The sequence below is a fragment of the Paenibacillus barcinonensis genome (assembly GCF_003217495.1).
Classification (GTDB): domain Bacteria; phylum Bacillota; class Bacilli; order Paenibacillales; family Paenibacillaceae; genus Paenibacillus; species Paenibacillus barcinonensis.
In genome coordinates this window covers 70,042-94,693 of sequence record NZ_QJSW01000012.1, presented here as the reverse complement: position 1 = coordinate 94,693, position 24,652 = coordinate 70,042, and the positions used below count along the sequence as shown (strand labels likewise).

The 24,652-nt window shown below is 44.3% G+C and carries 20 protein-coding genes; 7 read left to right on the top strand and 13 right to left on the bottom strand.

The window, feature by feature from the left end; translation table 11 throughout:
- Nucleotides 1-132: 132 nt before the first annotated feature.
- Both DFQ00_RS18145 and DFQ00_RS18140 read left to right on the top strand, forming a co-directional pair.
- Nucleotides 133-978, top strand: coding sequence for a TVP38/TMEM64 family protein (locus tag DFQ00_RS18145; RefSeq protein WP_110897893.1), 846 nt, complete (start codon nt 133-135; stop codon nt 976-978).
- Between the two features lie 51 nt (nt 979-1,029).
- Complete coding sequence (locus DFQ00_RS18140) at nt 1,030-1,584, top strand: GNAT family N-acetyltransferase (RefSeq protein ID WP_110897892.1); 555 nt, start codon at nt 1,030-1,032, stop codon at nt 1,582-1,584.
- A 223-nt stretch (nt 1,585-1,807) separates the two neighbouring features.
- Here DFQ00_RS18140 and DFQ00_RS18135 read toward each other — a convergent pair whose 3' ends face one another.
- Nucleotides 1,808-2,974 carry a cobalamin-independent methionine synthase II family protein gene (locus DFQ00_RS18135; protein ID WP_110897891.1) on the bottom strand — a complete coding sequence of 389 codons (1,167 nt, stop codon included), beginning with the start codon at nt 2,972-2,974 and terminating at the stop codon, nt 1,808-1,810.
- Between the two features lie 109 nt (nt 2,975-3,083).
- Nucleotides 3,084-4,280, bottom strand: a complete 1,197-nt coding sequence (locus DFQ00_RS18130) for a winged helix-turn-helix domain-containing protein (protein ID WP_110897890.1) — start codon at nt 4,278-4,280, stop codon at nt 3,084-3,086.
- A 109-nt stretch (nt 4,281-4,389) separates the two neighbouring features.
- Here DFQ00_RS18130 and DFQ00_RS30335 point away from each other — a divergent pair, with 109 nt between their 5' ends.
- A complete protein-coding gene (locus DFQ00_RS30335; RefSeq protein WP_425271041.1) occupies nt 4,390-4,470 on the top strand; it encodes a putative holin-like toxin in 81 nt (26 codons plus the stop codon).
- A 164-nt stretch (nt 4,471-4,634) separates the two neighbouring features.
- Here the strand turns inward: DFQ00_RS30335 and DFQ00_RS18125 are convergent, their stop codons facing one another.
- The 5 genes from DFQ00_RS18125 to DFQ00_RS18105 form a co-directional block, all read right to left on the bottom strand.
- A complete protein-coding gene (locus DFQ00_RS18125) occupies nt 4,635-5,204 on the bottom strand; it encodes an SF0329 family protein (RefSeq protein ID WP_110897889.1) in 570 nt (189 codons plus the stop codon).
- Nucleotides 5,205-5,386: 182 nt separating this feature from the next.
- The gene (locus DFQ00_RS18120; RefSeq protein WP_167433764.1) at nt 5,387-8,605 is read right to left on the bottom strand and encodes an S-layer homology domain-containing protein; all 3,219 of its coding nucleotides are present in this window, start codon (nt 8,603-8,605) and stop codon (nt 5,387-5,389) included.
- A 376-nt stretch (nt 8,606-8,981) separates the two neighbouring features.
- The gene (locus DFQ00_RS18115) at nt 8,982-10,097 is read right to left on the bottom strand and encodes a response regulator (RefSeq protein WP_110897887.1); all 1,116 of its coding nucleotides are present in this window, start codon (nt 10,095-10,097) and stop codon (nt 8,982-8,984) included.
- Nucleotides 10,098-10,130: 33 nt separating this feature from the next.
- Nucleotides 10,131-13,211 carry a hybrid sensor histidine kinase/response regulator gene (locus DFQ00_RS18110; protein ID WP_110897886.1) on the bottom strand — a complete coding sequence of 1,027 codons (3,081 nt, stop codon included), beginning with the start codon at nt 13,209-13,211 and terminating at the stop codon, nt 10,131-10,133.
- Nucleotides 13,212-13,455: 244 nt separating this feature from the next.
- A complete protein-coding gene (locus DFQ00_RS18105; RefSeq protein WP_110897885.1) occupies nt 13,456-14,469 on the bottom strand; it encodes a tRNA dihydrouridine synthase in 1,014 nt (337 codons plus the stop codon).
- 640 nt (nt 14,470-15,109) lie between these two features.
- Between DFQ00_RS18105 and DFQ00_RS18100 the strand changes: the two genes are divergently transcribed.
- Nucleotides 15,110-15,316 carry a DUF2536 family protein gene (locus tag DFQ00_RS18100; protein ID WP_110897884.1) on the top strand — a complete coding sequence of 69 codons (207 nt, stop codon included), beginning with the start codon at nt 15,110-15,112 and terminating at the stop codon, nt 15,314-15,316.
- Nucleotides 15,317-15,511: 195 nt separating this feature from the next.
- Here DFQ00_RS18100 and DFQ00_RS18095 read toward each other — a convergent pair whose 3' ends face one another.
- The 4 genes from DFQ00_RS18095 to DFQ00_RS18080 form a co-directional block, all read right to left on the bottom strand.
- Nucleotides 15,512-16,339 (bottom strand): prenyltransferase/squalene oxidase repeat-containing protein, encoded by an 828-nt coding sequence (locus tag DFQ00_RS18095; RefSeq protein ID WP_110897883.1) that lies wholly within the window; start codon nt 16,337-16,339, stop codon nt 15,512-15,514.
- A 222-nt stretch (nt 16,340-16,561) separates the two neighbouring features.
- Nucleotides 16,562-16,996: an SRPBCC domain-containing protein gene (locus DFQ00_RS18090; protein ID WP_110897882.1), complete on the bottom strand. Its 435-nt coding sequence runs from the start codon at nt 16,994-16,996 to the stop codon at nt 16,562-16,564.
- Nucleotides 16,997-17,007: 11 nt separating this feature from the next.
- Nucleotides 17,008-18,222, bottom strand: a complete 1,215-nt coding sequence (locus DFQ00_RS18085; protein WP_110897881.1) for an alpha/beta hydrolase family protein — start codon at nt 18,220-18,222, stop codon at nt 17,008-17,010.
- An 87-nt stretch (nt 18,223-18,309) separates the two neighbouring features.
- Nucleotides 18,310-18,951: a TetR/AcrR family transcriptional regulator gene (locus DFQ00_RS18080; RefSeq protein WP_110897880.1), complete on the bottom strand. Its 642-nt coding sequence runs from the start codon at nt 18,949-18,951 to the stop codon at nt 18,310-18,312.
- Nucleotides 18,952-19,176: 225 nt separating this feature from the next.
- On the opposite strand from DFQ00_RS18080, the gene DFQ00_RS29905 reads away from it, so the two are divergent.
- The 3 genes from DFQ00_RS29905 (at nt 19,177) to DFQ00_RS18070 (ending at nt 22,223) form a co-directional block, all read left to right on the top strand.
- The gene (locus tag DFQ00_RS29905; RefSeq protein ID WP_244213913.1) at nt 19,177-19,446 is read left to right on the top strand and encodes a GNAT family N-acetyltransferase; all 270 of its coding nucleotides are present in this window, start codon (nt 19,177-19,179) and stop codon (nt 19,444-19,446) included.
- Between the two features lie 87 nt (nt 19,447-19,533).
- Nucleotides 19,534-20,058: a hypothetical protein gene (locus DFQ00_RS29900; RefSeq protein ID WP_244213912.1), complete on the top strand. Its 525-nt coding sequence runs from the start codon at nt 19,534-19,536 to the stop codon at nt 20,056-20,058.
- Between the two features lie 299 nt (nt 20,059-20,357).
- Nucleotides 20,358-22,223, top strand: a complete 1,866-nt coding sequence (locus tag DFQ00_RS18070) for a leucine-rich repeat domain-containing protein (protein WP_110897879.1) — start codon at nt 20,358-20,360, stop codon at nt 22,221-22,223.
- 15 nt (nt 22,224-22,238) lie between these two features.
- Here the strand turns inward: DFQ00_RS18070 and DFQ00_RS18065 are convergent, their stop codons facing one another.
- Together DFQ00_RS18065 and DFQ00_RS18060 are read right to left on the bottom strand one after the other, a co-directional pair.
- On the bottom strand, nt 22,239-23,084 hold the full coding sequence (locus tag DFQ00_RS18065; RefSeq protein WP_208643798.1) for a GNAT family N-acetyltransferase: 846 nt from the start codon (nt 23,082-23,084) through the stop codon (nt 22,239-22,241).
- A 491-nt stretch (nt 23,085-23,575) separates the two neighbouring features.
- Nucleotides 23,576-24,610, bottom strand: coding sequence for a hypothetical protein (locus DFQ00_RS18060; protein WP_110897877.1), 1,035 nt, complete (start codon nt 24,608-24,610; stop codon nt 23,576-23,578).
- Between the last annotated feature and the right edge of the window lie 42 nt (nt 24,611-24,652).

The following is a 24,652-nucleotide window of genomic DNA, read 5'->3' as shown; positions in this document are numbered from 1 at the left end:
TCTGCCATTCCCCCCGGAGCCAGCAGATCCAGCTCGCCTTAAGAATTCTTCAGAAGTTATGTAGGCTACTCTTCATGTTTTGGATTTATACTGTAATTAATCAAGGTTATTAAACAAAGGGAGTCGTCACCTATGAAACCATATTCGAAGCATATCGTGGTCAAAATACTGCTAGGTCTGATCACTGCTTTATCGCTGGGTCTGTTACTCTATTATGCCGCTGACATCATTAAAATCATGTCCTCGATGGACAACTTCAGAGCGTACATTCATTCCACGGGACACTGGGGCCCGGTCATGTTCATTTTGTTTCAGGTTCTTCAGATCGTCGTTGCCCCGATTCCGGGGGAAATTGTGCAGGTGGCCGGTGGATATATCTACGGTGCTGCTCTGGGCTCCTTCTATACAACCGTTGGTCTGATCCTCGGTTCAGCCATCGCCTTCTATTTCACCCGGTTCATCGGCCGCGATTTCGTATCCCGTCTGCTCCAGAAGCAGAATGTAAAATGGATGTCATTTATGCAGGATGAACGCAAATTTTCTATCTTTTTGTTTATTTTCTTTGTGGTTCCGGGATTACCTAAGGATATGCTGGTATTTGTCGCCGCGCTGACCTCCATCAGCTCCTTGCGTTTCTTCACCATTCTGCTGGTGGGACGACTGCCATGGATTATTGGATCGGCCGCGGTGGGTTCAACCATTCAAACACAGCAGTACACTGTCGCCATCATCATATCCGTTATTGCTGTAATCGGCTTTGTACTCGGGTACATCTACAAAGACAAACTAATCAACTTGTTCTCCAGAGCGGAGCATGCCAACAAGACACCGAAAATGGAAGAGATTATTGAAGCCGTTGAGACAAAAGAAGCCAAGGAAAACAAGGAAACCAATAAGGTCATAAGCGCTGTCAAAGCCAAAGCTGCCCCTGCTCTGAACAAATCGCGAGATATTGCAACCGTCAAAAATAAAGGATAACACGCAAGCCATATTATCGTGCTATCCACGACATAACTGGAGGAATGATTCATGAAGCCGCTTGAAACAACTCGATTGATATTACGTAATTTTTCTGCCTTGGACGCTGCCGGACTGCTGGAGTATACAGCCAATCCACGCGTAAACTGTTTCATGGATCATCAGATTTCAACGATTGAGGAAGCCGCCGCGGAGGTCGAGAAACGAAGCAATGACGATTCCCATATCGCGGTCTGCCTGAAAGACAGCAATGAACTGATTGGTGAGCTGTTTGGCATGAAGGAAGAGCGGGATTCGGATACGTACAGCATTGGCTGGAATTTTAACGGAAGATATGAAGGGAAAGGTTATGCCAGCGAGAGCGCAGGTGCATATATCGAACATCTCTTCATGGAGCAAGGCATACGCAGATTATACGCCTATGTGGAGGACGATAACTTCCGTTCCCAGAAGCTGTGCGAGAAACTGGGCATGCGCCGGGAAGGTCTGTTTCTGGAATTCGTTTCGTTTGTCAAACATGAAGATGGCACCCCGAAATACGAGAACACGTACCAATACGCTCTACTAAAAAAAGAATGGCTTGCGCAGCAGGAGGCTCGGAAGTAACCGAAGTAAGCCAGCTAACGCTTCCTTCTCGAACTTATATGCACCTGCTACTACATGCTGCACTGAAATGACTCACAATCAGCAATGGCGGCTTCTCCCCGGATGTATTCCGAAGGATGAGCCGCCATTGCTGATTGTACAGATGTATGGGAAGATGCTATTAAACACAACACCTGTTCATCTGCTCGTTGTTGCCTTGGTTCACTGAATCCGTCTATTCAGCTTAGATCACACTTCCCCAGTATTGCTTCGCAATCTGCTGACCTTGGTGAATTTTTGCCCACTGCTGAGTCTCGCTCAGTTCATTCCCACCGTCACAGGACGCGAAGCCGCACTGGTGAGAGAGCAGCAGTCTATCCTTGTCGATGATCTTGGATGCCTCATCCAGCAAACGCACAACACGTTCCTCATCGTCGAGCGTGCTCGTCTTGGAGGATAACAAGCCGAGTACAATCTCCGTATCCGGGCGATCCTTGAATACTTCCAGCGCTTCGATGGAACCTGCACGATCATCATCCCACTCCAGGAAGAAGCGGTCATACTTTAATTGCTTCAGGAACAGATTCGCAATCTTCGCATATGATCCGCCGCCCATGTTGCGGGAATCGTAATTGCCGCGGCAGTTATGTGTCCACATTTTCAGACCCAGGCTGTGACCGTAGTCAATGATCGTGTTGTTCATGTCGATGAACTCTGTAGCAAGCCCTTGTACTTCCTCCTGATTCATATGCTCACCCGTGAACGGCGAATTTGGATTGTCATCAGCGAACAGCTCCCACAGGCAGTCATCCATCTGTAAAATCGTACCGCCCGTCGCTGCAAATTCCTGCACAAATTCCTGATATGCGCTGACCAGACCTGCTTTGAGCTCCTGTGTATTCTCGTACACCGCATCCTTGCCTCCGATGTTATCCGACCAGGACAGCTCACCAAAAATATGCGATGGTGACGGAATGCAGAGCTTGGTCTGCTGATCACCGGCTTGGGCCTGCAGCTGTTTGAACAGCTGGATGAAATGATGATTTTTCCCGCTTAGCTGGCCCGTAATGCGCAGTCCGATATCCTTGCGAGTTTCATACTTTGAAGTGCCGTCCACATCTCTGAAAAAGTAGCCATGATCCGCAATATAACGCTCCACCCCATCAAACCCCCAGACAAAGTCGAGATGCCACATGGATTTGGAAAATTCGCCATCCGTGATGACGGTCAGGTTGTTCTCGATCTCTTTCTGCACAACCTGTTCAATGGCTTTCGTCTCACATTGCTGGTACCCTTCAAAGTTGGCATAGAACGGATACTGAATATCCTCCCGATGCTCAATCTGTGTTTTATATGTCAACAGCTCTTGTGGCCGCAGTAAACTTCCTACGATCTGAAACTTGTCTGTCATAAAAATAACCCCCTCGTTTGTATATGATCATCATATCACGCAGAGCGGGGTTAGAAGAGATACTTAAAAAGCATGACTGGTTATAGCTTTAGGCTATACCTCTATACCTCTATGCTTCTATTACTACAGCTTCACAGTTGTTAAATAACGAGAATCGTTGGAAGCAATCGTTCATTTGCGCTTCCAACGGCTTGGTTAGCTCAATGCCCTTCTCATACCAGACATGTTTAACAACAAGGGTACTGGTTTTACGCTCTACCGCAATCTCGGCTCTACCGATCAACCGATCCCCATATAATAAAGGCAGCACATAATAACCAAATTTTCGTTTGAGCGCGGGAGTGTAGATCTCCCATTTATAATCATAGTCAAACAAGGCTTGTATGAGCTTCCTGTCCCACATCAGATTATCCAGTGGAGCAATCAACTCGCAGCGCATGGAATATTCCGGATTCTTCAGTATCGTTTCAATACAAGGCAAGTCTTCCACCCGGCAGTATAGAGTTTCCTTCATCTGCTCTACCCTGACCGTCATAATGCGCTCTTCTTGCAGCAGCTCATAGAAGGCCTTGTTCCTCTGCTCCGATTTTAATCCCCATATATGAAGCCAGGCATCGGATGCACGATTCCACAGCAGACCTACAGCACCGATTCGGCGCAATACTCTCCATTTGTGATGCTGCAATTCGTTCAACAGCGGCTCAGGCTCATGCAGCAGATCAGCTTGTATATGCTTCTCCGCCATATCATAATACTTGCGTGTCCCCTTTTTATGATGTATAACCAACTCACCTGTCGAGTACATCTGCTCCAGCACAGATCGTGCTATGTTGTTTCCACTACTCCAGTGGATGGCCGAGCTCCAGGCGAAATCTCCTTGCAGCTGCAATACATTTAGATCATTCGAACTTACCGGGCCATGCTTCTGGATATAATTGCTCACTTGCGTTGTCAGCCTCTCCATCTCGGGGTACTTCATGGCATGCTGCCTGGCAGCTTGTCTATATCTTTCGAAATAAGGCCAGTCCTCCACGGGCATAATCGCCAAATTTTTGTCAGGGTAATCCATCAGCAAGCGATCCCGATACAGCAATTCGTCGAGCATATTTTTGCTAAACCCGCTGATTCGTGATTGCAGTACCAGCTCGGCATTTTTTCCGCAGATATCAATAGGATCATATTGAATACAGCCCACTTGCCGCACAAAGTCCATAATGCCTGCCTTTCCGACAAACTGATGTCCTCCCAACAACCCATGCTTCAATAGCAAAAACTGTCTTGCCTGCCGTTTGGTTAATCGTATCATGAACATGTCCACTCCTTAACAAGTTCAACCCAGTAATCTATGGATATGTATTAAAAAACAAAACATACGTTCTTGTTCTATTGTAACATGAATCTCACCTTGATTGCTTGTGACAGTGTTTGAAGCGATTATGCTGATGCTTACCTTTGGTTTGCTAGCTACAGCGCTACTGTCCGATAAACGCAAGTAGACCGCCCTCCACACAAAGGTTGCGGTCTACTTGATCGTGTATCCTCTTGTTTGAAGCCCACCGCCCTTAAAAGCGGCTATTGTGCAAAGAGTCGTGTTGTCGCACGGCTCTCTTTGCATTATAAGCTGTTTATAGCCTTAGTATAACATGCGAAATTAAAGATTTCACACCGTTCTGCGGCGCAGTTCATAAAAATACTGTACGGCAGGATGCTTCATTTTGATCGACTCTGACATGTTCTGAATACGCTTTTTGCCCACTCGCCTGTCAATCAGCGCCAAAATATTGAGCAGGATATCTTCACTCTCCAGATTATCCTCAATTGAAGTCGCTAGAAACGTAGTCGCTGCTGTCGTAAAGTTAGATTTGCTTAACGCCGTTTGAGCGGCTAACAGCTCTTTGGCATGAGATGTGCTTTTTCGGCCTCGCACCATGATCTCCAGTCGCTCCTCAGGCACAGCCCCTTTTGTTTCTTTGCGAATCGCTTCAATCTCTTCAGGACTTACAGGGATGACAATGTTCGGATCGTTTTTGATCTCCTGATCGTTCTGATACCACCGGATGGGTGTGGTTATATCCGCCATATTGAGGATGTTCTTCTGATCTACAGTCAGGTAACAGCTCCCTGATTTATCCGGTGAATAGCGATAGCTGGTCGCCCGGTACGAAACTTTTCCAGCCAGTGCAGGACTAAGAAAACTGTCTAATTGTTGTTTTAATTTACTCCAGGACATATATCCTCCTATGTTTGAACCCGTTCTATTCACCAAAAAACCTATCCTGTGGAAGAAATTATATCGATTATAACACAACAGCACCAGATCGACTGTTGTGCGTGTACTACCGCACTCTGCTATGTAGAAAAAGGTTGCCCCTTATGCAGTCGTTTCTGCACGGAGCAACCCTTCCAATTTCATTAAATCAAACCGGATGCCTTCAGTAACCGCTGTACAATCGTTGCAACTTCAGCACGGGTAATATTCGCCTTAGGAGCCAGTTGTTCTGCTCCTCTGCCGCTGACAACACCTGCTTCCAAGCTTGTTGCTGCGCCAGCTTTCGCCCACTCCGCAACAAGGGATACATCCGTGTAAGGCTTCAACAATTCATCGCTACCCTTACCTGTGAGTTTGTCTGTAAGCCCGGTAATTGCCATCGCTTTGGACAGAATCACCATCGCCTGTTCACGGGTGATTTTCTCTTGCGGACGGAAGGTTCCGTCCTCAAATCCATCGATCAGCTTGTAATCATAAGCCGTCAGCACGGCGGAATGATACCAATCGGATGTTTTTACATCCGCAAATGGGGAATGTCCATCAACCGGTTTCAATCCCAGACCTCTCATCATAATGGCCGCAAACTCTGCGCGTGTCATATCTGCATTGGGATTGTACAGATCGTTACCACGGCCATTTACAATCAAACGGGAGCCCATGTCATTAACAGCATCCTTGGCCCAGTGATTTTCTACATCTGTGAACGTCAGCGGATGCCAAACTACCGAATACAGACTGTTGGTCAAGCTGTAAATGTGGGCAAAATACTTGCCATTCTCCACTGTTACTTTGGTCGGAACATGGCGAACCGATCCATCTGGATCTGTTACGATCCCTGTCGTAATTTTGCTCGGATCAATGCCTTCCGGCAGAGCAATGGACCGTTCCACGTACACATTAAACTTATTTATATCCAAAGACTTTCCTGCATATTCTGCTTTGACTGTAAAGTCAATTGAAGGTGCCAACGGTGTAATTGCATTTTGCTTCGCCGCGTCTTCGGCAACCTTCATCATTGCTGCTTCCGGAGAAGCGATACGCAATGTCAGTTTGATGTCCTCCAGTGTCCCCGTAGAACCCAATTGCTTGGAGATCGAATCAATATCAAGCTGCTGCGCAGGAATTGAGTAGCTTGCATTTCCTGTTTTCACAACCAGAGTCGCCTGTTTGTCTTCCATCTTCCTGATCATCTGTCCAGTGAGTTCACCAATGATGACGCTGGAATCAGCAGAGACAGGAATCGTCACAACTGCACCTTGAGCTTCCGAATTAAGCTTGGTATCGAGTTGCTTTTGATCAACAGTGATCGTCGTTACCGTACGGTCACCCTCCTTAGAAGCTGCCGACTTGCCGATTCTCTCTTCCTTGCCATTAACGAGTACGATAACAGCATCATTCGTCGCTGGCGCGACTACAGGAGTTGCTCCTGCGTTAGAACTGTTGTTGCCCCCACTACTCGTTCCACCGCCAGTATTACCACTACCAGCACTACTATTTACGGTCACCGTCGCAATTAATGTATTGACCGTAGCAGTTTGATTCTGAGCAGCAACATTGTTTGTGTTGGTCACTTTCACATAATAATAAACCTTTCCTGCTTGATTGGTAGGTACCGAATAACTGCTGCCCGTTGCACCCTCAATCAATGTAGCGCCTTTCACGCTATTTTCTGTGTTTTTATACCACTGATAACTCAATGTTCCATTGTCACTTACCGTGGCATTTACGTTCAATCGCGGGCTTTCGCTTCCCTGATTGACTTTCAGCTCAACCGGTTCCGTATGAATCACCGGGGTTGCTGCGTTGAGGATGAGCTTCTTCGCCTTTCCAAGCATGTTATCAACGACATATAGATTGCCAACAGAATCCAAGGCTACACCAAAAGGAATATCAAAATCGGCTTTTGTACTCATTAGTGTCGTTTGGCCATTTGACAGTTTCTTCACACCTTCACCGTCTGCAACATACACATTACCGTTCGCATCCGCTGCCATTCCTGCCAGCATTATAAATTGTACGCCAGGGGTGATCTCTTCCCAACTGCCATTCCAAAACATATTAACTGTAACTCCATTGCTAACATACATTTTCCCACCAGCCACAGCTAATCCAGCAATGTAACTATCAATTGAACCGAAGTTCTTCCAAGTTCCATTAACCAGCGTTTTAATTACGTCACCTCCATCGACTACATAAAGCTGACCTTGCTCATCAATTGCAAGATGGGATGGATTGGAAAGTCCAGTATTAGATATTTTTTCCCAAGTACTTCCATTGTATTTCAAGATAGCGCTGTTATTGTACATGGACACATAAATTGCACCCTTGCTATCAGCTGCCAAGCCTGTGTAATAGTTTTGAGGTTCATCATCACCATCAGCTTGATCATCAACATATGATATATCAACCCACTCATTGTTAACACGTTTCATGATTTTCGTTGAAGTCGATACGTACACCGTACCATTCGGATCGACTGCAATCCCATTTGCACCAATAAAAGATGCCTCTGGCCCCGTGATATCTTGCCAGCTTTCCTTACTTACTATTACTTTAGCCACAGTACTTGGCGTTGTTGTGGAACTGTTACCTAACATATTGGTTACCTCTACAAAATAATACGTTGTTCCTAAAGTTGATGTCGGTGCATCATAACTGCTTCCTGTTGCTCCTGCAATAGGTTCAATATTTCCGCTCTCCACACTTTTCTTCGTATTGCGATACCATTGATAGGATAGCTTGCCACCATCATTTACGGATGCAACGACTTTCAACAGTGGACTTGAATCATTCAAGCTTACACTTATGTCCGCAGGTTGTTCGGTAATTTGAGGAGATTGAGCCTTTGTTGGTTCAGAGCCTCCCGATCCACTTCCTTGGCTAGAATTAATTGTGACAGAACCAGGAGTGTTAAGTTCAATACCTACTATGGCTTCATTAGCTCCAAGGAATGTACCTGAATTCCAAATCACATGGGCAGATCCCTCTTTCGCGTTTTCCTTTATTCTGAAATGCAAAACAAATACTTCTTGCTTGCCATCCTTAATGCGATGTTCTTCTCCGAAACTCGAATTCACATAAACTTCAGTACTGGTAGTAATTTCACCTTTATCAAAGATAGCGGTGCTCCATTTGTTAGTTGCTACCCCTGGCATCGGTTCCAGTTTATTAGGATTATACGTAAAATTAAGCTGATATCCATATATACTATAATCCCCCGGATAGATGTATACAGGAACGTCTACGATATCACCCGGATTTCCAGAAACCGTTCCGATCTCAAGTGATGTTGGATCATCCGCAAAAGCAATCGACTGAAACGAACTCAACAGTAAACTGAAAACAAGAACAACAGAAAACAAGGATCGAAGCTTGTTCCTGCCCCTAATATGTTGCATCATTCTTTATTCCTCCCTGATTAAACATTCATAATTCTCTTTACATCATTACTAGCTCATTTTCCGGCGTCATCTAGGTACAGGTACATAGTTCAACATCTCAACCCCGTCATCTTCCAGCCTTTACTCTTTCTTCCCACCATGGGTGCGCTCCTCCCGATATGGTTCTATACAGCTCCAACAAGTCGTGTAATTCCCCTTCTTTCTACATCCGTGGGTCCCAAGAACTAATTTTACTTACGTAAGCTTACAAAATACTTACAAAAAAACTCGAAAAATAGCACAAAAAAAACTCCGCCGTATCCCTTTTATCAGGGAGGTACTACGAAGTTTCTTCTAACTATGCATCATTCATCATTTCCACATACATCTGCTCCATAAAGGCAGGCGGGTCCATTCCCATTTCCTGCTGGAAGACCTCTTTCATTTTGTTAAAATGCATTGAAAAGGAGGTCCGATCCTTCAGGTGTATATAGATCCTAAGCATCATCTCGTGCCCTTCTTCATCGTAAGGAACGATGGAGAGAAAAAAATGCAGAAAATCCTGTACTTGCCGATATTCCCCTCTTTTCATATATAAGCGAGCCAGCGTTTTAGACATATCTCGAAAGCCTTGATTAGCCCGCTCCTTATCTGCTTCACACCAGGCATAGTCTTTCCAGCCAAAAAGTGGCCCCTTATACTGCCTTAAAACCGCTTCTGCTTCAGCAGGATATCTATCAATCTGGACAGGGCCTTCCCTCCTTAACTCTTCGAAACGCACATAATCACAGGATTCAAGCAATTGAAAATGATAAAAACCCTTTTTGGAACTTAATTGAATCTGGATTCCGTTATCCAACAAGGTTTTCTTCATACGAAATACAGTCGTATGCAGATTTTGTTCGGCTTTCTGCGGCTCATGCTCTGGCCACAGGCTTTCGCATATGCTCCATTTAGAAAGACTCGTATCCCTGTGAATTAGAAAATATGCGAGAAGTTCTTCTGCCTTTGCCGTCGGGAAATCGACCGGGCTGCCATCACTTAAACGAGATACAATATAATGACCGAAACATTGGATGAGAGCAGTCGATTCTTTTTTCTTCGCAGGAGCCCGTTCTTTACGCTTGAAAATTCGATGAATCGTATTACGCAGCGCTATTTCATCTACAGGTTTCAAGAGATAGTCCAGCGCATTCACCCGGAATGCATCCAGCGCATATTGATCGTAAGCTGTAATAAATACAATCTCCGTATCCAGTTCCATCCCCTGCAAGTTAGCAGCCAGTTCCAGGCCATTCATACCCGGCATATCAATATCCAAAAAAGCTGCATCCGGCTGCAGACGGGAAAAATCATTCAGCAACTCCAAATAATTCGTGTATGTGGCGACGACCTCCACTTCCTCTATGCCCTCCAGGATGTGCTGCAGCCGCATAATAGCCAGTCGCTCATCATCCACGATGACAACTCTCATGAATATTTCCCCCTCTCTACGATTGACACGGATTCATATTTTGAACTGAAACCTGACGCTTGTCCATTCTCCTTCCACACTCGTTACCTTCAATTCTTCTTTACAAAAGTATGCCAATCTCCGGCGGATATTTAATAAACCTACTCCCCTTCGTTGAGATGAGGAATTATTGCCTATCCATAATTGTTGTAATTGATCCGGAGGCATGCCAACGCCATCATCCCATACTTCGATCTGTACCGTATCTGCCTTCAAGGTGATGGACAAACGAACCGTGCCCCCAACCATCTTTTTCATAATGCCATGCCGGATCGCGTTCTCCACCAAAGGCTGTATCGTCAACGGCAGGATTTTTTTCTCCAGCGTTTCTGGTTGCACATCATATATAACCTTCAGTCGATCCTCGAATCGGGCTTTTTCAATTGCCACGTAGGCCTCAACCAGCTGAAGCTCCTCTTGAAGCGACACGTAACGATCCGGTCTGGGATCAAAGCTCCTTCTTAAATAATAGCTAAGATGTGAAATGAGATTCTCTGCTTGAATCGGGTCTATTCGGCATAGAGCCATAATGGAATTTAATGAATTAAATAAGAAGTGCGGCTTAATCTGCGACTGGAGAAAATCAAGCTCTGCCTTCATGGCATCCTCGACTGATTTCTTTAACCGCAGCAACGTTTCCGTTCTGGCTCGTACTTCGGAGGCGTCAAAGGGTTTAACTATAAAATCATTCGCTCCTGCCTTTAACCCGCCCTCAATGTCGCTGGAAGAATGAAGCACCGTCAGTAAGATGATTGGAAGCTCAAACAGACTGAACTGCTTTCGTATCTCTCTGCAAACCTCAAAACCGGACATTCTGGGCATCATCACATCCAGTAGAACCAAGTCAATATCCGAGCGGCTATTCAGCAACTCCAATGCCTCTACTCCGTTATCTGCCCACAATATATGATAAGGTTCACTCGCAAACAGTTGGGACAGGACATGAAGATTTGCTGTTTGGTCATCCACTGCCAATATAGTGAATTGCTTTTCCACCGACGGAGTCAGATGTAGCGAATTTTCTGGAATTCCTGAAATTTCCGAGAAGTGCTGGTGCTCTATTACATCATGCTCACGAGCTGCAGAAGCCTCCGTACTGCCTTCCCAGTTCTCCCCCGCTAGCGGAAGTGTAAAAGCAATCCCTGTTCCCCTGCCCTGCTCAGACCAATCAATATAAATGTCTCCATCCATCAGATGCAGCAGCTTCCTGCAGATAAACAACCCCAAGCCCGTTCCACTATACTCATATGGGGAGTGGGCTTGCTCGAACGGTTGAAAGATTGTATCCCATTCTGACCTGGCAATCCCCACTCCGCTGTCCTCAATCAAAATAGTCACTCGATCTGCCGTTGCCCGTGCGCTCACGGAAATGACACCTTCCTGAGTGAACTTGGCCGCATTGCCCACCAGGTTGTAGATAATTTGTTTCAGCCTGTTCTCATCTGCATGAACCAGAGGCAGACTGTTTGGTACGGCGTTAACCAGCCTTATTTTTTTCCCTGTGATGAGATGTTCAAATAAATGGAATACGAGAGATACCGTAACGCGCACATCCACTTTCGCAGGAAGGATAGTCAGTTCGTTCCGCTTGATTTTCTCCATATCCAAAATATCATGAACCAGCCCGGACAACCTTCTGGACGTATCCCGGATTAAAGACAGATTCTGCATCTGAATGTTGTTCAGTTCTTCTGCACCTGTCTCCAGCATGTTCTGGGACAAATTGATGATGCCGTGCAACGGCGTTTGAAACTCGTGCGAAGTCTGAAGTAGAAACTCATCCTTCTGTTTGTCCGCCTTTTGGAGCTTGGCTGCCATGCTCTCAATCGTGTTATAGGCTTCTGAAAAGCGGTACGACATAATGAAAGATGCCAGAAAACAAAAAGCCAAAATCGCATAATATCCTAATTGATAATTTGTCGTTAGACTGCTCAGATACAGAGCATAATCGAATAAACCCACTAAGTAGCTACATAAGGCCATGATAAAAAGAGCCAGACTTTTTTTACTGAACTCCCCGTATCGACCCTTCCGGTAGGAATAGAGCAAAACACCAATAATAATGATGTAAGCCCCGAGTTGAAAGGTACTGACAATGATATTGAAATCAGAATACCATTGAAACGGGGTCACCAGAACAAATACGATATACAATCCCATTCCATATACGAGGCTTCTGGTAAACCAGCGGGCAATCAGTCCCTCACACATCGATTGGATAAACAGCACCATGGTAATTAAAGAAAGATATAATGATATAGCCTGAATTTTGTAATAAAACTCGGTAGGCAGATCAAAGTATTCTACGATGATTCGTTCACCGTTACTGGCAAAGGACCATGCGATTACGATACAGCTTAACCCGAAATACAGAAGTCCTTGTTCCTTTTTTCGAATAATATACACACCCAATTGGTAACATCCCAGCATCAGGAGGGATACAATTAGTGTTAAATTAAGGATGGTTGTTTTGATGTTAAAGGTTTGGATTCCCTGCGCACTCCCAAAGTAAAGGCTGTAGGGGATTCCGCCTTGCGTATTTTCGAAATTAGCTACATGAATCAAAATCTCTGCCGTATTCCCTTGTACGGTAAAAAAGGCATTATACGGCCTGTTCACATATTCATATGTACTTTGATTTAAAGTCGGGACACCGCTCTCTCCCACCTTCTCGCCATTTACATAAACCGTGCTTGCCATTCGGATGTTCGAGATTCTTAAACCATATACTCTCGAAGAAGGCTCCAGCTTCACCTGCAAACGGTAGGTCCCACCGCCCTTGGCCTGAAAAGTCCCATCTTGCGCTTTATGTCTCCAAAATCCTGGAACATGAATGAATTGTGCCGCTGAAACGGGCCGGACTCCTGGCTTCAGTAATTCATTCCAGTAAAATTCCCATTGTCCGTCCAGTGGTATAACTTCATTGGAATTAAAATTCCACGTGGTCATATCCAGGATTCCATTCTTGGATGGCTCCGGCTTCAAGCCTTTATTCTCGGTTGCTTCCAGTAGTCCAAATAACAAAAGATAACAACCAAGACTAACAGCAACCAGTGCCACGAGCATTCTTCTCATCTAACCATCTACTCCGTTTCATATCCTAACATAAAGGCACGTGGGATCAGCCTTTTCCGGTTCATTATATCAGCTAATCCCAAGCTGCATAAGAGAGATGTAAGGTTCCATTTTGAAGGGTTAACATAAAAAAGCCCAAGCGAATTGTTCCACTTGAGCGATTTAAGATCATAGAGTTCCATTTTGTATCGATAGTTCCCGCAACAGGAGTCTACTGTGACCATGAAGCTGTTTACAGGTTGTTTTACATGTTATTTTCCATGCTGCTTTCCTCAAACTCGGCCTTCTCTACCTGTTCCTTCATCGCGAACTCATCGAGCAGCTCACGTACTTTAGCGGTTGTTTTGGCGTTCATCAAGTTACCTCTCAGCTCACTCGCACCGCGGAAGCCACGGACATAGATTTTGAAAAAACGCGCCAGCGGGCTGAACGAACGTGGCTCCAGCTCGCTATATTGATCATGCAAATCCAGATGCAGCCGCAGTAGATGAAGAAATTCCTCTGTGGTGTGCTCGCGCGGCTCCTTCTCAAACGCAAACGGATTCTGGAAAATGCCCCGTCCGATCATAATGCCGTCCACGCCGTACTGCTCTGCCAGTTTCAGACCAGTCTCACGGTCAAGGATATCCCCGTTAATGGTCAGCAGCGTGTTCGGCGCGATCTCGTCCCGCAGCTTTTTGATCTCGGGAATCAGCTCCCAGTGAGCGTCCACCTTGCTCATTTCTTCTCTCGTGCGCAGGTGAATGGACAGATTCACGATGTCTTGCTGCAAAATATGAGTTAACCAGTCACGCCATTCATCGACCTCGGTGAAACCAAGTCTTGTTTTGACGCTGACCGGCAGCCCCCCGGCCTTTGCCGCCTGAATAATCTCCGCCGCAAGGGCTGGTCGGCAGATCAAGCCGCTTCCTTTGCCATTCTCCGCCACATTCGCCACAGGACAGCCCATATTAATGTCAATGCCCTTGAAGCCTTCCTTCGCCATACCGATGCTCATCTCGCGGAAAAACTCCGGCTTGTCTCCCCAAATATGAGCTACAATCGGCTGTTCATCTGCGGTAAAGGTCAACCGCCCGCGCACACTTTTGTTGCCCTCCGGGTGGCAATAGCTTTCCGTATTTGCAAACTCGGTAAAAAACACATCCGGTCTGCCCGCCTCACTGACCACATGACGGAATACTACATCCGTCACATCCTCCATTGGCGCAAGTATAAAAAATGGTCGTGGCAATTCACGCCAAAAATTGTCTTTCGTCATATCCAAAACCTCTCTACGCATACTAGGGAATTTTTCAGCCCAAAATGGTTCATCATCTGTAGAATGATTATATCACACCCTTGAAAGAAGCATACTTCTCCTGTAAAACTGAAAAAATTTTACACCAATAGATCGAAGATATTATAGATGTGTTTAATCTTTAATTTTAAAGAGTGAATAGGCAGCCCCTTATAAAGGAGATTAATGAAAATGGATATACTAACGAGTCAATATGAAATGATTAAACGAACAAGAGAGTCCCTCTTCCGAATGTGTGAGACGATGCCCTCTGCAGCTTACTTGCACACCGTTGAAGCGTTAGGTGGAGAATCCATCCGTAACCTGCATGTTCATGTCGCAGATTGCTATCGTTATATGGTTAGGCGTTCGCGGTCTTGGACGAACCATTCCCAAGTTCAAGCCAGAATCCATCCAAGATGTACAGGAGATGCGTGCAATATTTGAAAAGACGGGTTTGAAGACTTCTCGGAACCATTCCACCCAAAATGAATTTATCTAAAATAAAATAAACATATGCGATCTACCTGATTTTCACTTGCCGATCCCCAAAAGCTCAACTACAATGAAACTCGGGTAAATCGTTATTAACATGCATACAAAATGGAGGTCTACATCACATATGGAAATTTCATTAGATATAATGAAGGACAAGGTTGAATGCCTTCAAGCTTATGACTTTCAGGAGCTGGAACGAGCGATAGATGAACGAATCAATGTGAACAAAGCCCTTCTTTTACGCGTGAAGCAGGTGCAGCACCAAACTATGTTTGATCCTGTTCGCAATAAAATGCTGTATAGTGCTGTGGTGCATTTTGCGGTAGATTGAACGGGACAAGACTACATGTCGATGAAGAAAAAGAAGAGCAAAAAGAGTCAAGAAAATTTCTTCTTGACCCCTTTTTTGTCTTTTCTCACATTTGAATCCCCAATAATTTCAATTGCTCATTGATCGTAGCTTCAAGCTCAGCAATTTCTTTTCGATCTTGCTCCAATAGCCTATTCACTTCGGTAAGGTCATTAGCTACAACCTTCCATAATTCCGAAGCACCGATAACGTAAACACCGTATTATACGGCTGCCAATACTTTAAGCCATGCTCATCCCCCCAGCCTCCGTCTTCACGCTGCGAGGACTCCAGATCATCCAGAAACTTGTCTAACAATGCCTTGGGCATCGCTTTAGCGACCTGGGTATCAGGTGAATTGGCAAATTGGAAAAGGGTGAAGTAGTTTTTCTCCGTTGTGTTCTGAACACATTTCAATATATTGTCGATCGTCGCTTCTACAAAAGGTCGATTCTCAGGTGTATCCTCCAGATTGAGATAGTAGTCATGGGCATGATACGCCATAAACAGCCAGTCGTTGGCCTGAATGTGTTCCATGCTCAGATTCGCCTTCACCCATCTTGATGTGGATGCGGCCAAGGAAGCAGAGCAAATGCCCTGTTTGATCAAATTACCCGTGATCGAATCCGGTGCAGACTGCCCGCCATTACTCCACCACGAAGCATGAGGATACTTATGTAAGGACGCAGGATTTTTCAAAGAGCCGTCTTCATTTCGATTGCGTTCAACCCAATCCACCGTACCGATTAATACCTCGGTCAGCGACAGCTTCATATCTCGTCCCATCGTAAGCAGAAACTCCAGCGCAAGCGGATGAGAATCCGGGCATTTGATATCATGCTCCAGACCATGTCCCCACCCGCCGTCGGCATTTTTATAACAGAGCAAACATTGATAAAGTCGTTCAATCGAGCCACCGTCAAAAAGATAATGAAACAGCGCCTGCTCCCAAAGCACACCGTTAGCGTACACAAAGTCCCTGGCTTTATCTATGGATATTTGCATCGTGCCACCTCCAATACGTGGATGTACACGTACAATTCGATGAATGGACACCCGAGTCCTGCAATGCTAGAAGTACAGAATGTTCATAGACCTATGAATATCACCACGAACTCTCCTCGTGTACCATAAACACAAATAAACCGCCCCAGGCAAAGGCAGCGGTTCGTTTGAGCATGTCTTCTTTTCAAGGTATGATCCGATTACGTGTGTAGATAATTTCGACTACAGGGATTCACACACCTGTTTTAATTTCTTGTTCATCGCTTCAAAGCCAGCCTTCATGCCATGATCTAATGACTTTTGTAATAAAGGCACCAATATACCACGAAAATTCTCTCGCTGGATCAAGGTCGTTGTACCGTTCTGATGATCTACTAGCTCAAAAATATGTTCTCCATCAAACAAACCTGGAAACATCGTATGCCCCAACCAGCGGAACTCTTTATTTTGCTGAAACTTCAGAACTTTAGGCTTGAAAATCATGCCCTTCGAGCCTGGCGGCACCATCTTTACCTCAATCTTGGCCCCTTCTTCTACATCGCCTTTTAAATACACCATAAACGGGTTCCAGTCTGGATATGCCTCGAAATGAGTTAATACTTCCCACACCTTATGAGCAGGCATATTAATCAAGATCTCAGTTCTGATCTGTTTCATGCTTAGCCCTCCTAGGCATTAATTAAATTGTACTCGAATATTTCATCCAGCCAGTCAAACATCACCTGATGGAACAAGGCGTGATTGCCTTCCTGACAATGCTCCTCCGCCCCTTCTTCGATCGTAAAGACCCGGACCGTCTTCGGCGCCTTGATCTCATCAAGCAGTGCTTGCAATTGGTCCGTGGAAACGAAGTGATCCGTCTCCCCCATGGTGAGTAATATCGGGCATTTAATATGACCAGCGATTCCTTTTAACGAAGCCTTCTTCATCTCGTCGAATAATTCATACCGATGGTTCAGCCCAAATACCCATTTCCCATTATTGAGCATCCATCTCAGATTCGAGTTATTCTGCTCAGCGAATGCAAGCATCTGCTCTCTTTCCTCTTCTGGAAGCTGTAGAACCTGAGCCAGTTGCGGATTTAGATTCAATGTGGAATCAAACGTATCGTAGAACACATTAAACGCAATGCAGGCCTTGATTCGATCTTCAAACGCAGCCGCTCTCGGAGCAAAATAACCACCTAAGCTCATGCCAAGCAATGCGATTCTTGCATGATCAACCTCCTGTCTGGTCTCCAGATAATCCAGAGCTGCCTTCACCGGAACCTCGGCATCATGGCGCATCACCAGATTTTGCTTACGAAGCGCTTCCCCTTGTCCTGGCATTTCAAAAACAAGGCAATGATACCCGCGTTTAATCGCCGCCGCTGCACCGCAAAAATACAATTCTTGCAGAGTCGAATCATATCCCCCGATAAATACGAGAACAGGTCGCTTGGTTAACGCATGCTTCCGATCCTCTACTGCACCGTAGAAGTACCCTTTCAGAGCCGTATCGCCATAAGGAATGTTCACAATCTCATAATGACTGTCTAACAGTTCCATGCCCTTCTCAAAAGCCTGCACACTCTTATCGAAATTATTCATCCGTCTCTCATCGGTTCCATCCAGAAAGAACTCCCCGGTACGGTAATAATTATGTGCCCGCAGGAAGGCTTCCCTTGCACTTACCTTATGCTGCTTATGCAGGCAATCCAGTGCAGTCTGATAGGTACGATCCGCCGTTTTGGCCCATTCGATAAACCAGCTTTCGAAATTCCCTTCTTCAATCCTGGACGCTGTTGCAAGACATTCTCCGATCTCTGCGCCCTGATATCCTGCGTACGTTACAGCTCTCAACAATTCAAATGAAAAAGCCTGATCCTCAAAATAAAGTTTCATGATGCTTCCCTCCTGAACGTTAATGTTAAAATTTCATTGAACAATCAGTGAACTAAATGTTTAAAAAAATACCTGGAAAACATATGTCTACATTTTCCAAGTTAATCGTGTGTGTTCAACGATTTGCTGGAGATAATCCTGCCGGTCACGTTGATACAGATTGTTTTCTTCAAAAAATAACTCCTGCAATATATAAGCGTATATCGCACTCCAGAACTGATTCACCATCATAAAGATGTCAAACGAACGAATTTCTTTGCGCTCGACATAGACCTGAATCAGCCTCATCGTCTGTTCGATGATCAGATTCACATGCTGATTAAAGCTCTTTGTATATTCCTCTGAGATCACACTTTTCTCCTTCAGAAGAATCAACATCACTTGCTTGTCATTACCGATATAATTCAGGAAGATGCTTCCCAGTGAAAGCAATAACTCCTGAATCGGCAGCGTTTCCTTGAGAGAAGCGATATCTGACTCCACCAGCTTATACCTGTCATCCAGAAAATCCTGGAGGATTGTATCTAAAATCTGTTTTTTCCCTTCCGGGAAATAATGATAGATCAAACCATCCGCCATGCCGATATGCTTCGTAATTTCTCTTGTCGTCGTTGCGTGATATCCCCGCAAAGCAAATAGTTCTTTGGCCGAATCCAGTAACTGCTTCCTGCGTTCGATCGCTTGCAGATCACGACTCGTCAGATTGGCTGTATCTTTTTTGCCCGCCATTTCATTCACCGCCTGTTCAATGAATATTATATATGTACCTTTTTTAAAAGGCAATAGAGGTTGGTTATCGGGATCGAAAAGGCGTCGGTACTTTAAGCTTTTTTTAAATACGCCGTATGGATGTCCAAAAAGATGAACTATGGAGCTATTGTTAAATAATATTTGATAGAAATGTATGCTTAATTCACTTATAGTAAATTTATCAGAACCTCAGGGAGATCGTATATGCAAAAATTATTATTCACTAAAGGCTATAGAGATCATGACAAACTTCGAGCAAGCTTCTTCGAACTGGCTGCGAATACGTTTGGTATACATTTCGAAGAGTGGTATCAACAGGGATGCTGGGGCGAGGGATATGTCCCCTTTTCCTATGTGGATGGAGATCAGGTGGTTGCCAACGTTTCGGTAAATCTCCTTGAACTCATCATTCATGGGGAGAAATATAAAGCAATACAGATCGGCACAGTGATGACACATCCTGACTACCGATAACAAGGACTATCAGCCCGTTTAATGAACAGAGTTTTGGAGCAATACGAGAACAAGTACGATTATATGTATCTTTTTGCCAATGAATCGGTGCTGGATTTCTACCCCAAGTTTGGATTTAAACCCGTGGAGGAGCATCTTTTTTCAATGGATTATACGGCGAAAAAACGATCGGTGCCTGCGGACATTCGCAAACTCGATGTTACTAATACGGAGGATGTACGTCTTCTCTCTACATTTGCATCCGAAAGACGACCTGTTTCGCAGCATTTTGCAACCGCCCAGACCAAAGGCATTCTCATGTTCTACTGCCTGAATGTTTTTAGCCATGATATTTATTATTTGGAAAAGGAAAACGTCATTGTTGTTTATCAGAAAGAAGGCAATACAATCAACCTTTTTGACGTCATCAGCTTAAACGAAATCCATATGACCGATATTTTACATCAGATTACAGATGAAGATACGCAGGAAATAACATTTCATTTTACGCCGGATCCAGTTGAGAATATGATGCTTAAAAGCACAATAACCAATGAAGGTTTATTTGTAAAACCTCATGGTGAGAAGCTCTATCCTGTGCACGTTAAACACCCGATTACTTCAATCGCTTAAAAATGATGGTTTCCTCTTACCCTCAGCCACTAAAAAGACTCAACAGGAGCAGGTTCCCCTGCTCCTTCGCTATGTGAAACTTCCTGCTCCTATCAAACGTAACACTTCAGAACGATAAACTATCGAGTAGCCGCGTGCTGCTACATGAACGCTTTCTAAGATCAATGAACCCCTTTAACATAAGAAATACAATTTTTTTTATACTGAGAAAAGCTTTCACAGGAATAGACAGGGTATAATGAAGTCAGATGACCGATCAGCATACACTTATGACCATCATGATGAAGGAGGGGACATTCGTGGAGTTTATTCCGTTAAACTGTCCCAATTGCAACGGAAGAATTGAATACAAGGAAGATGAAATTTTAAAGTGTCCCTATTGTGAAACAGAGCTTTTATTGAAGCAAAATGATGTTTATTACGTAGACCAGACCATTAATCACTACCATGGAACGCCCCCAAAAGCACCGCCCAAGCAGGCTATCTCCGTAAAGCTGTTACTTATACTGATGTTGGTGCTAACCGGCGCCATCGGTACTTATGTGTATTCGAGCGTTAGCTCCACTCATCCACAGACAGAAGCCAAGCTGCCCGTACGCAAGATGCCTGAAAGTGAGGTACTGCTCTCCTTTTTGCGAGATATCTTCAATAAAGGGGCTGCCTTGCCGACCGAGGAGGAACTTGCTCGTATCCGCTATTTGACTGTAGATTATTCGGGTAATGACCAGTGGGAGTTTACATACAGCTTCTCCGACCCCTTCAGCGATGAACAGGCCGAGAAGATCACTTATGTGACTCAGGACAAAAAACTGAATACCCAGGAGATTGATCAGCGAGATTTTGAAGCCTTTACGGGACTGACTGCGCTCGATCTGACCGGAACCTATGAAATTTCCCAGACCGATCAAACTACTTTTGCACATATGCCAGGTTTAAAAAGCTACGGCGGTGCCTTTAACGAATCCTTCAGCTCATTTTCCGATTACTTTGGTGACAAGTCTAAAATTACGCACCTTTCTACCCAGTTGCGAAGCAATCAGGAATTGGCCTTACTGCTGGAATTCCCCAATCTGAACTCATTGTCCATTACCTATGCGGATGAGTCCATAACGGATTTTCATTTGTTAAACCAGCTGCCGCTCAAATCGCTGTCACTTACCTTTGTCAATGAATTGGGATGGTTATCGTCCATGACCGGGTTATCCTCCTTGTCCATCCATTACAGTGAAGCTACAGACCTGCAGCCGTTATATGCTTTAACCCAGCTTCAAGAGCTTAGGTTGTCTTTTTTATCCAATGTAAAGTCTATCGACTTTGTGCAAAACATGCCTGCTCTGCAAACGTTGGATCTCGAAAATGTCAACTTCTCGAATCTGGATCGCCTTGCTGGCAAAGCCTCCATTACCAAACTACGCCTGGTTTCATTAAACAAGCTTGGCTCGGTAAAGGCCATAAACACGCTGCCTTCTCTGCGTGAATTAGCATTGTCAGGCTACTACGAGAATGCAGACGCATTATCTTTGCCTAAGGTAACACGAATAGAAATTCCAGGCTCCTTTCTCTCCGGGTTAAAGGCACCCGCCGCAACCAGTCTGACGCTGCGTGGCGGAAGCGGGGAGTTAAACTTGGCTGCACTGGGGAAATTTCCAAAGCTGGAGCAGCTTTCTCTCTGGGAGATCAGTGAAGTCAGGGGACTTGGATCACTGGACAGCTTGAAGAGCCTACAGACCCTGAACATCTATGATTCGTCACTGTATCAGGAAAGCGATGCCTTATTTCGTTTGAAGCAGGTACAATCATTGTTGTGCTCCGAATGCAGACTGAACTTTGAACAGCAATCAGCCGCGGAGAACAACGTTCTTGAGCATTTGACCATTGAGCAGCCCTACTTTAGCCAAAACAATACCTCCATCACCGAGGTGGATCAGATGATGCCTTACTTTGCGAAGCTGTCCGCTCTTCGTTCCTTCACCCTGCAGGACAGCAATCTGGCCTCTCTCGATTTCATGAGCGGCTGGCAGAACGTTGAAGAGCTGCATCTAGAGAACAATACGATTTCCAATATTGAGCCCCTGAGCAAGCTGCCTAAGCTGCAAAAGGTATATTTGACTGGCAATGCAGTGCAAAACAAGTCCGTGCTTAATGCTGGTGTGCGGGTGTATTGATCAGGCTTGGAAAGCTCATATCTTCAACATCATTTCATATTGGCTGACAAAGTGCTGTAATCCAAGGCTCGTAAGAAATTTCATCAGCTTATGTTGGGACGAATCAATGTTCAACAGGCGGATTTTTTCTGCCTGTGTACTGTTCGCCAGTTCTGCAAGAAGACTGGTTCCAATCCCTAATCGACGAAATTTCGGATGTACTGCAAGCTGCGGAATATCACCACTTTGTCGCTCAATGATTCCATATCCAGCGAATTCCCCATTATACCTGACGATGACGTGTATAAATGCTTCAGGGATGGCAGTGATAGATGCAATCGAATTTTGCCACGAAGGATCAGCATCCCAAAAGCGCTGGCCTTCTTGCCAGTCAATCTGGCTTGTTTGTTCCGTATGGTGATGTGGGGTTGAAGTCATCAGATGCTCTTTCTTGATTTGAAAACAGGCCAATTCCCTTTGAATTTGAAATCCTTGTTTTTCATATAAACGAACCGCCGGCTTGTTTTCTTTAAGCACCTCCAGCAGATATTGCTCGACATGCTGCTCTTTCAGCATACGACTCGCCTGCTTGAAAAGCTCGCTGGACACCCCTTGACGGCGGTATTTTGGTGCAATGCCTGTCGCGATATCGTAGGCGGTAGGAATGCCTTCTAGTACGCGTAGCCCCGTTAACGAAAAGCCAATCAGCTGATCACCATCAAACGCTCCAACAGAGAATGCGGGTACAAGGCCACGACGCAGCATCATCCGTTCAAAATCCGGGAATGAAATGTCCATCTTCACCTGATAATCGGAGAATGCTTCGATAAATGCAAGATGAAGTGAATGAAGGTCCGTTTGTTCAAGAGTACAATAATTCATAGGATGTATTAAATTCATTGGTTCTCACACAGCGCCACAACAAGTGTATGCCACCTTCGTCCCTTCCAATTTATACTGTAATTCTATACGCGTAAAAGAAGTTAAACAATGTTCTTTTCCATAAATGACCAAACTAGATTCTCCGGGAAAATATCCTATCCCTACTTGCTCGATATTGTAAAGGAGGATACCACACTTGGAGACGAATAGATGTAACATAATCAAGCTGCAAAATGATGATTATCACGATGTGAAATTGATTTATATGAATGAGAAAGTTAGAACATATCTCGGATGTGATTTTACCTATATAAGTTGAACCAAAGAATTTACACAAGCCACTCCGATGACAGAATAACCCTCCAATCGCTGTTATACCCATATTTTTTTGATCGACTTTTTAAAGGGGAAAATCTGGTGATAAAGGCGAACGCTTCGCTTTTTCAGTTTTTTTCTGTCCTCTTCGTTAATGTGTAAAAGAATAGTTCAACTTAAATATAAGCCTTTAACATTAAAAATAATTGATTATGAAAATGCACTTCATTCGTATATATTTTTGTAATTAAACCACTGCACTTGTCTATGATTTTTCCAGTGAACTTTTGGGACATGATAGCTTTATTCGAATAGATCCTTACTGTCTGCCAATCACGAATAATTTGGTCCAATAACGGGTCAAGCGTATGTTTTGCATGGATACGATCAATGTTGTACTTATAGAGCGTATTTAACCTGTATTTCTCAGAACATTTTCTATAAATCGTACTGCTCAGTGTTTCTATAATCGTTTCATTTTGTATAACAAGCTCGTAATTTTCTGCGAGCAACAGGATATTATTCAAACTTTCTGTTATTTCATTTTGATACCTGCACATATTTTCTACGAATGTATTGATGGTTGTGTGTGCTGCATTCTTATTGTTCAAGATCTCATGATTACCGGGGAGCACTAGCTCATATTCCCAAAAGTAGTCTGGCATCTTTACGTGTTCCGAAGTCATGCATGACGATTTGAATTCTGAAAATGGCAGAGAATATTGTCTGTATTCTGTAATATCATCCACCGTATATATCTCCTCTTTCGTAAGATTGAAGCCATAGACAAAAACAGGGTGCAGTCCATGTTTTTTGTTATAGTAAAAGTCTCTCCCGCGTTGATAAAATAAATCAATAAATATGGAAATCGGATGACCACTAGAAATCGATTTTATGATCTCATCTTGTAACGTATCTAATGCAGGGGATTTTTTACGAATAGAAATGCCCATTCCCTCAAGGATCTGGTCTCCCTCCTCAAGATCCAACACCTCTAACTTGAAATATCCTCTTGTTTTTATTTTTTGTTGATCAAATCTATAAATCGTAATGACATTATTCAAAATAGGCAGCTCATCTTTTTTAAAATATCTGGCAAGCGTTAACATCAAATTGTAACCGCAATTAAAATAAGGAAAATTATGATGGGGAAACATTTTTGTCATACCATCGAAGGGTTGAAAGGTGTCCAGGGAAATCATTTCTTCCATACATATTTCTCCTATACTAAAAAATTGTTAATATTACGGCTA

Coding starts and splice junctions, on each gene's coding strand:
- DFQ00_RS18145 (WP_110897893.1), top strand. CDS start 133: ATGAAACCATATTCGAAGCATATCGTGGTCAAAATACTGCTAGGTCTG.
- DFQ00_RS29905 (WP_244213913.1), top strand. CDS start 19,177: ATGCAAAAATTATTATTCACTAAAGGCTATAGAGATCATGACAAACTT.
- DFQ00_RS18095 (WP_110897883.1), bottom strand. CDS start 16,339: ATGCAAATATCCATAGATAAAGCCAGGGACTTTGTGTACGCTAACGGT.
- DFQ00_RS18065 (WP_208643798.1), bottom strand. CDS start 23,084: ATGAATTATTGTACTCTTGAACAAACGGACCTTCATTCACTTCATCTT.
- DFQ00_RS18130 (WP_110897890.1), bottom strand. CDS start 4,280: ATGATACGATTAACCAAACGGCAGGCAAGACAGTTTTTGCTATTGAAG.
- DFQ00_RS18135 (WP_110897891.1), bottom strand. CDS start 2,974: ATGACAGACAAGTTTCAGATCGTAGGAAGTTTACTGCGGCCACAAGAG.
- DFQ00_RS18100 (WP_110897884.1), top strand. CDS start 15,110: ATGGAAATTTCATTAGATATAATGAAGGACAAGGTTGAATGCCTTCAA.
- DFQ00_RS18125 (WP_110897889.1), bottom strand. CDS start 5,204: ATGTCCTGGAGTAAATTAAAACAACAATTAGACAGTTTTCTTAGTCCT.
- DFQ00_RS18105 (WP_110897885.1), bottom strand. CDS start 14,469: ATGACGAAAGACAATTTTTGGCGTGAATTGCCACGACCATTTTTTATA.
- DFQ00_RS18110 (WP_110897886.1), bottom strand. CDS start 13,211: ATGAGAAGAATGCTCGTGGCACTGGTTGCTGTTAGTCTTGGTTGTTAT.
- DFQ00_RS18090 (WP_110897882.1), bottom strand. CDS start 16,996: ATGAAACAGATCAGAACTGAGATCTTGATTAATATGCCTGCTCATAAG.
- DFQ00_RS18080 (WP_110897880.1), bottom strand. CDS start 18,951: ATGGCGGGCAAAAAAGATACAGCCAATCTGACGAGTCGTGATCTGCAA.
- DFQ00_RS18140 (WP_110897892.1), top strand. CDS start 1,030: ATGAAGCCGCTTGAAACAACTCGATTGATATTACGTAATTTTTCTGCC.
- DFQ00_RS18085 (WP_110897881.1), bottom strand. CDS start 18,222: ATGAAACTTTATTTTGAGGATCAGGCTTTTTCATTTGAATTGTTGAGA.
- DFQ00_RS18060 (WP_110897877.1), bottom strand. CDS start 24,610: ATGGAAGAAATGATTTCCCTGGACACCTTTCAACCCTTCGATGGTATG.
- DFQ00_RS18115 (WP_110897887.1), bottom strand. CDS start 10,097: ATGAGAGTTGTCATCGTGGATGATGAGCGACTGGCTATTATGCGGCTG.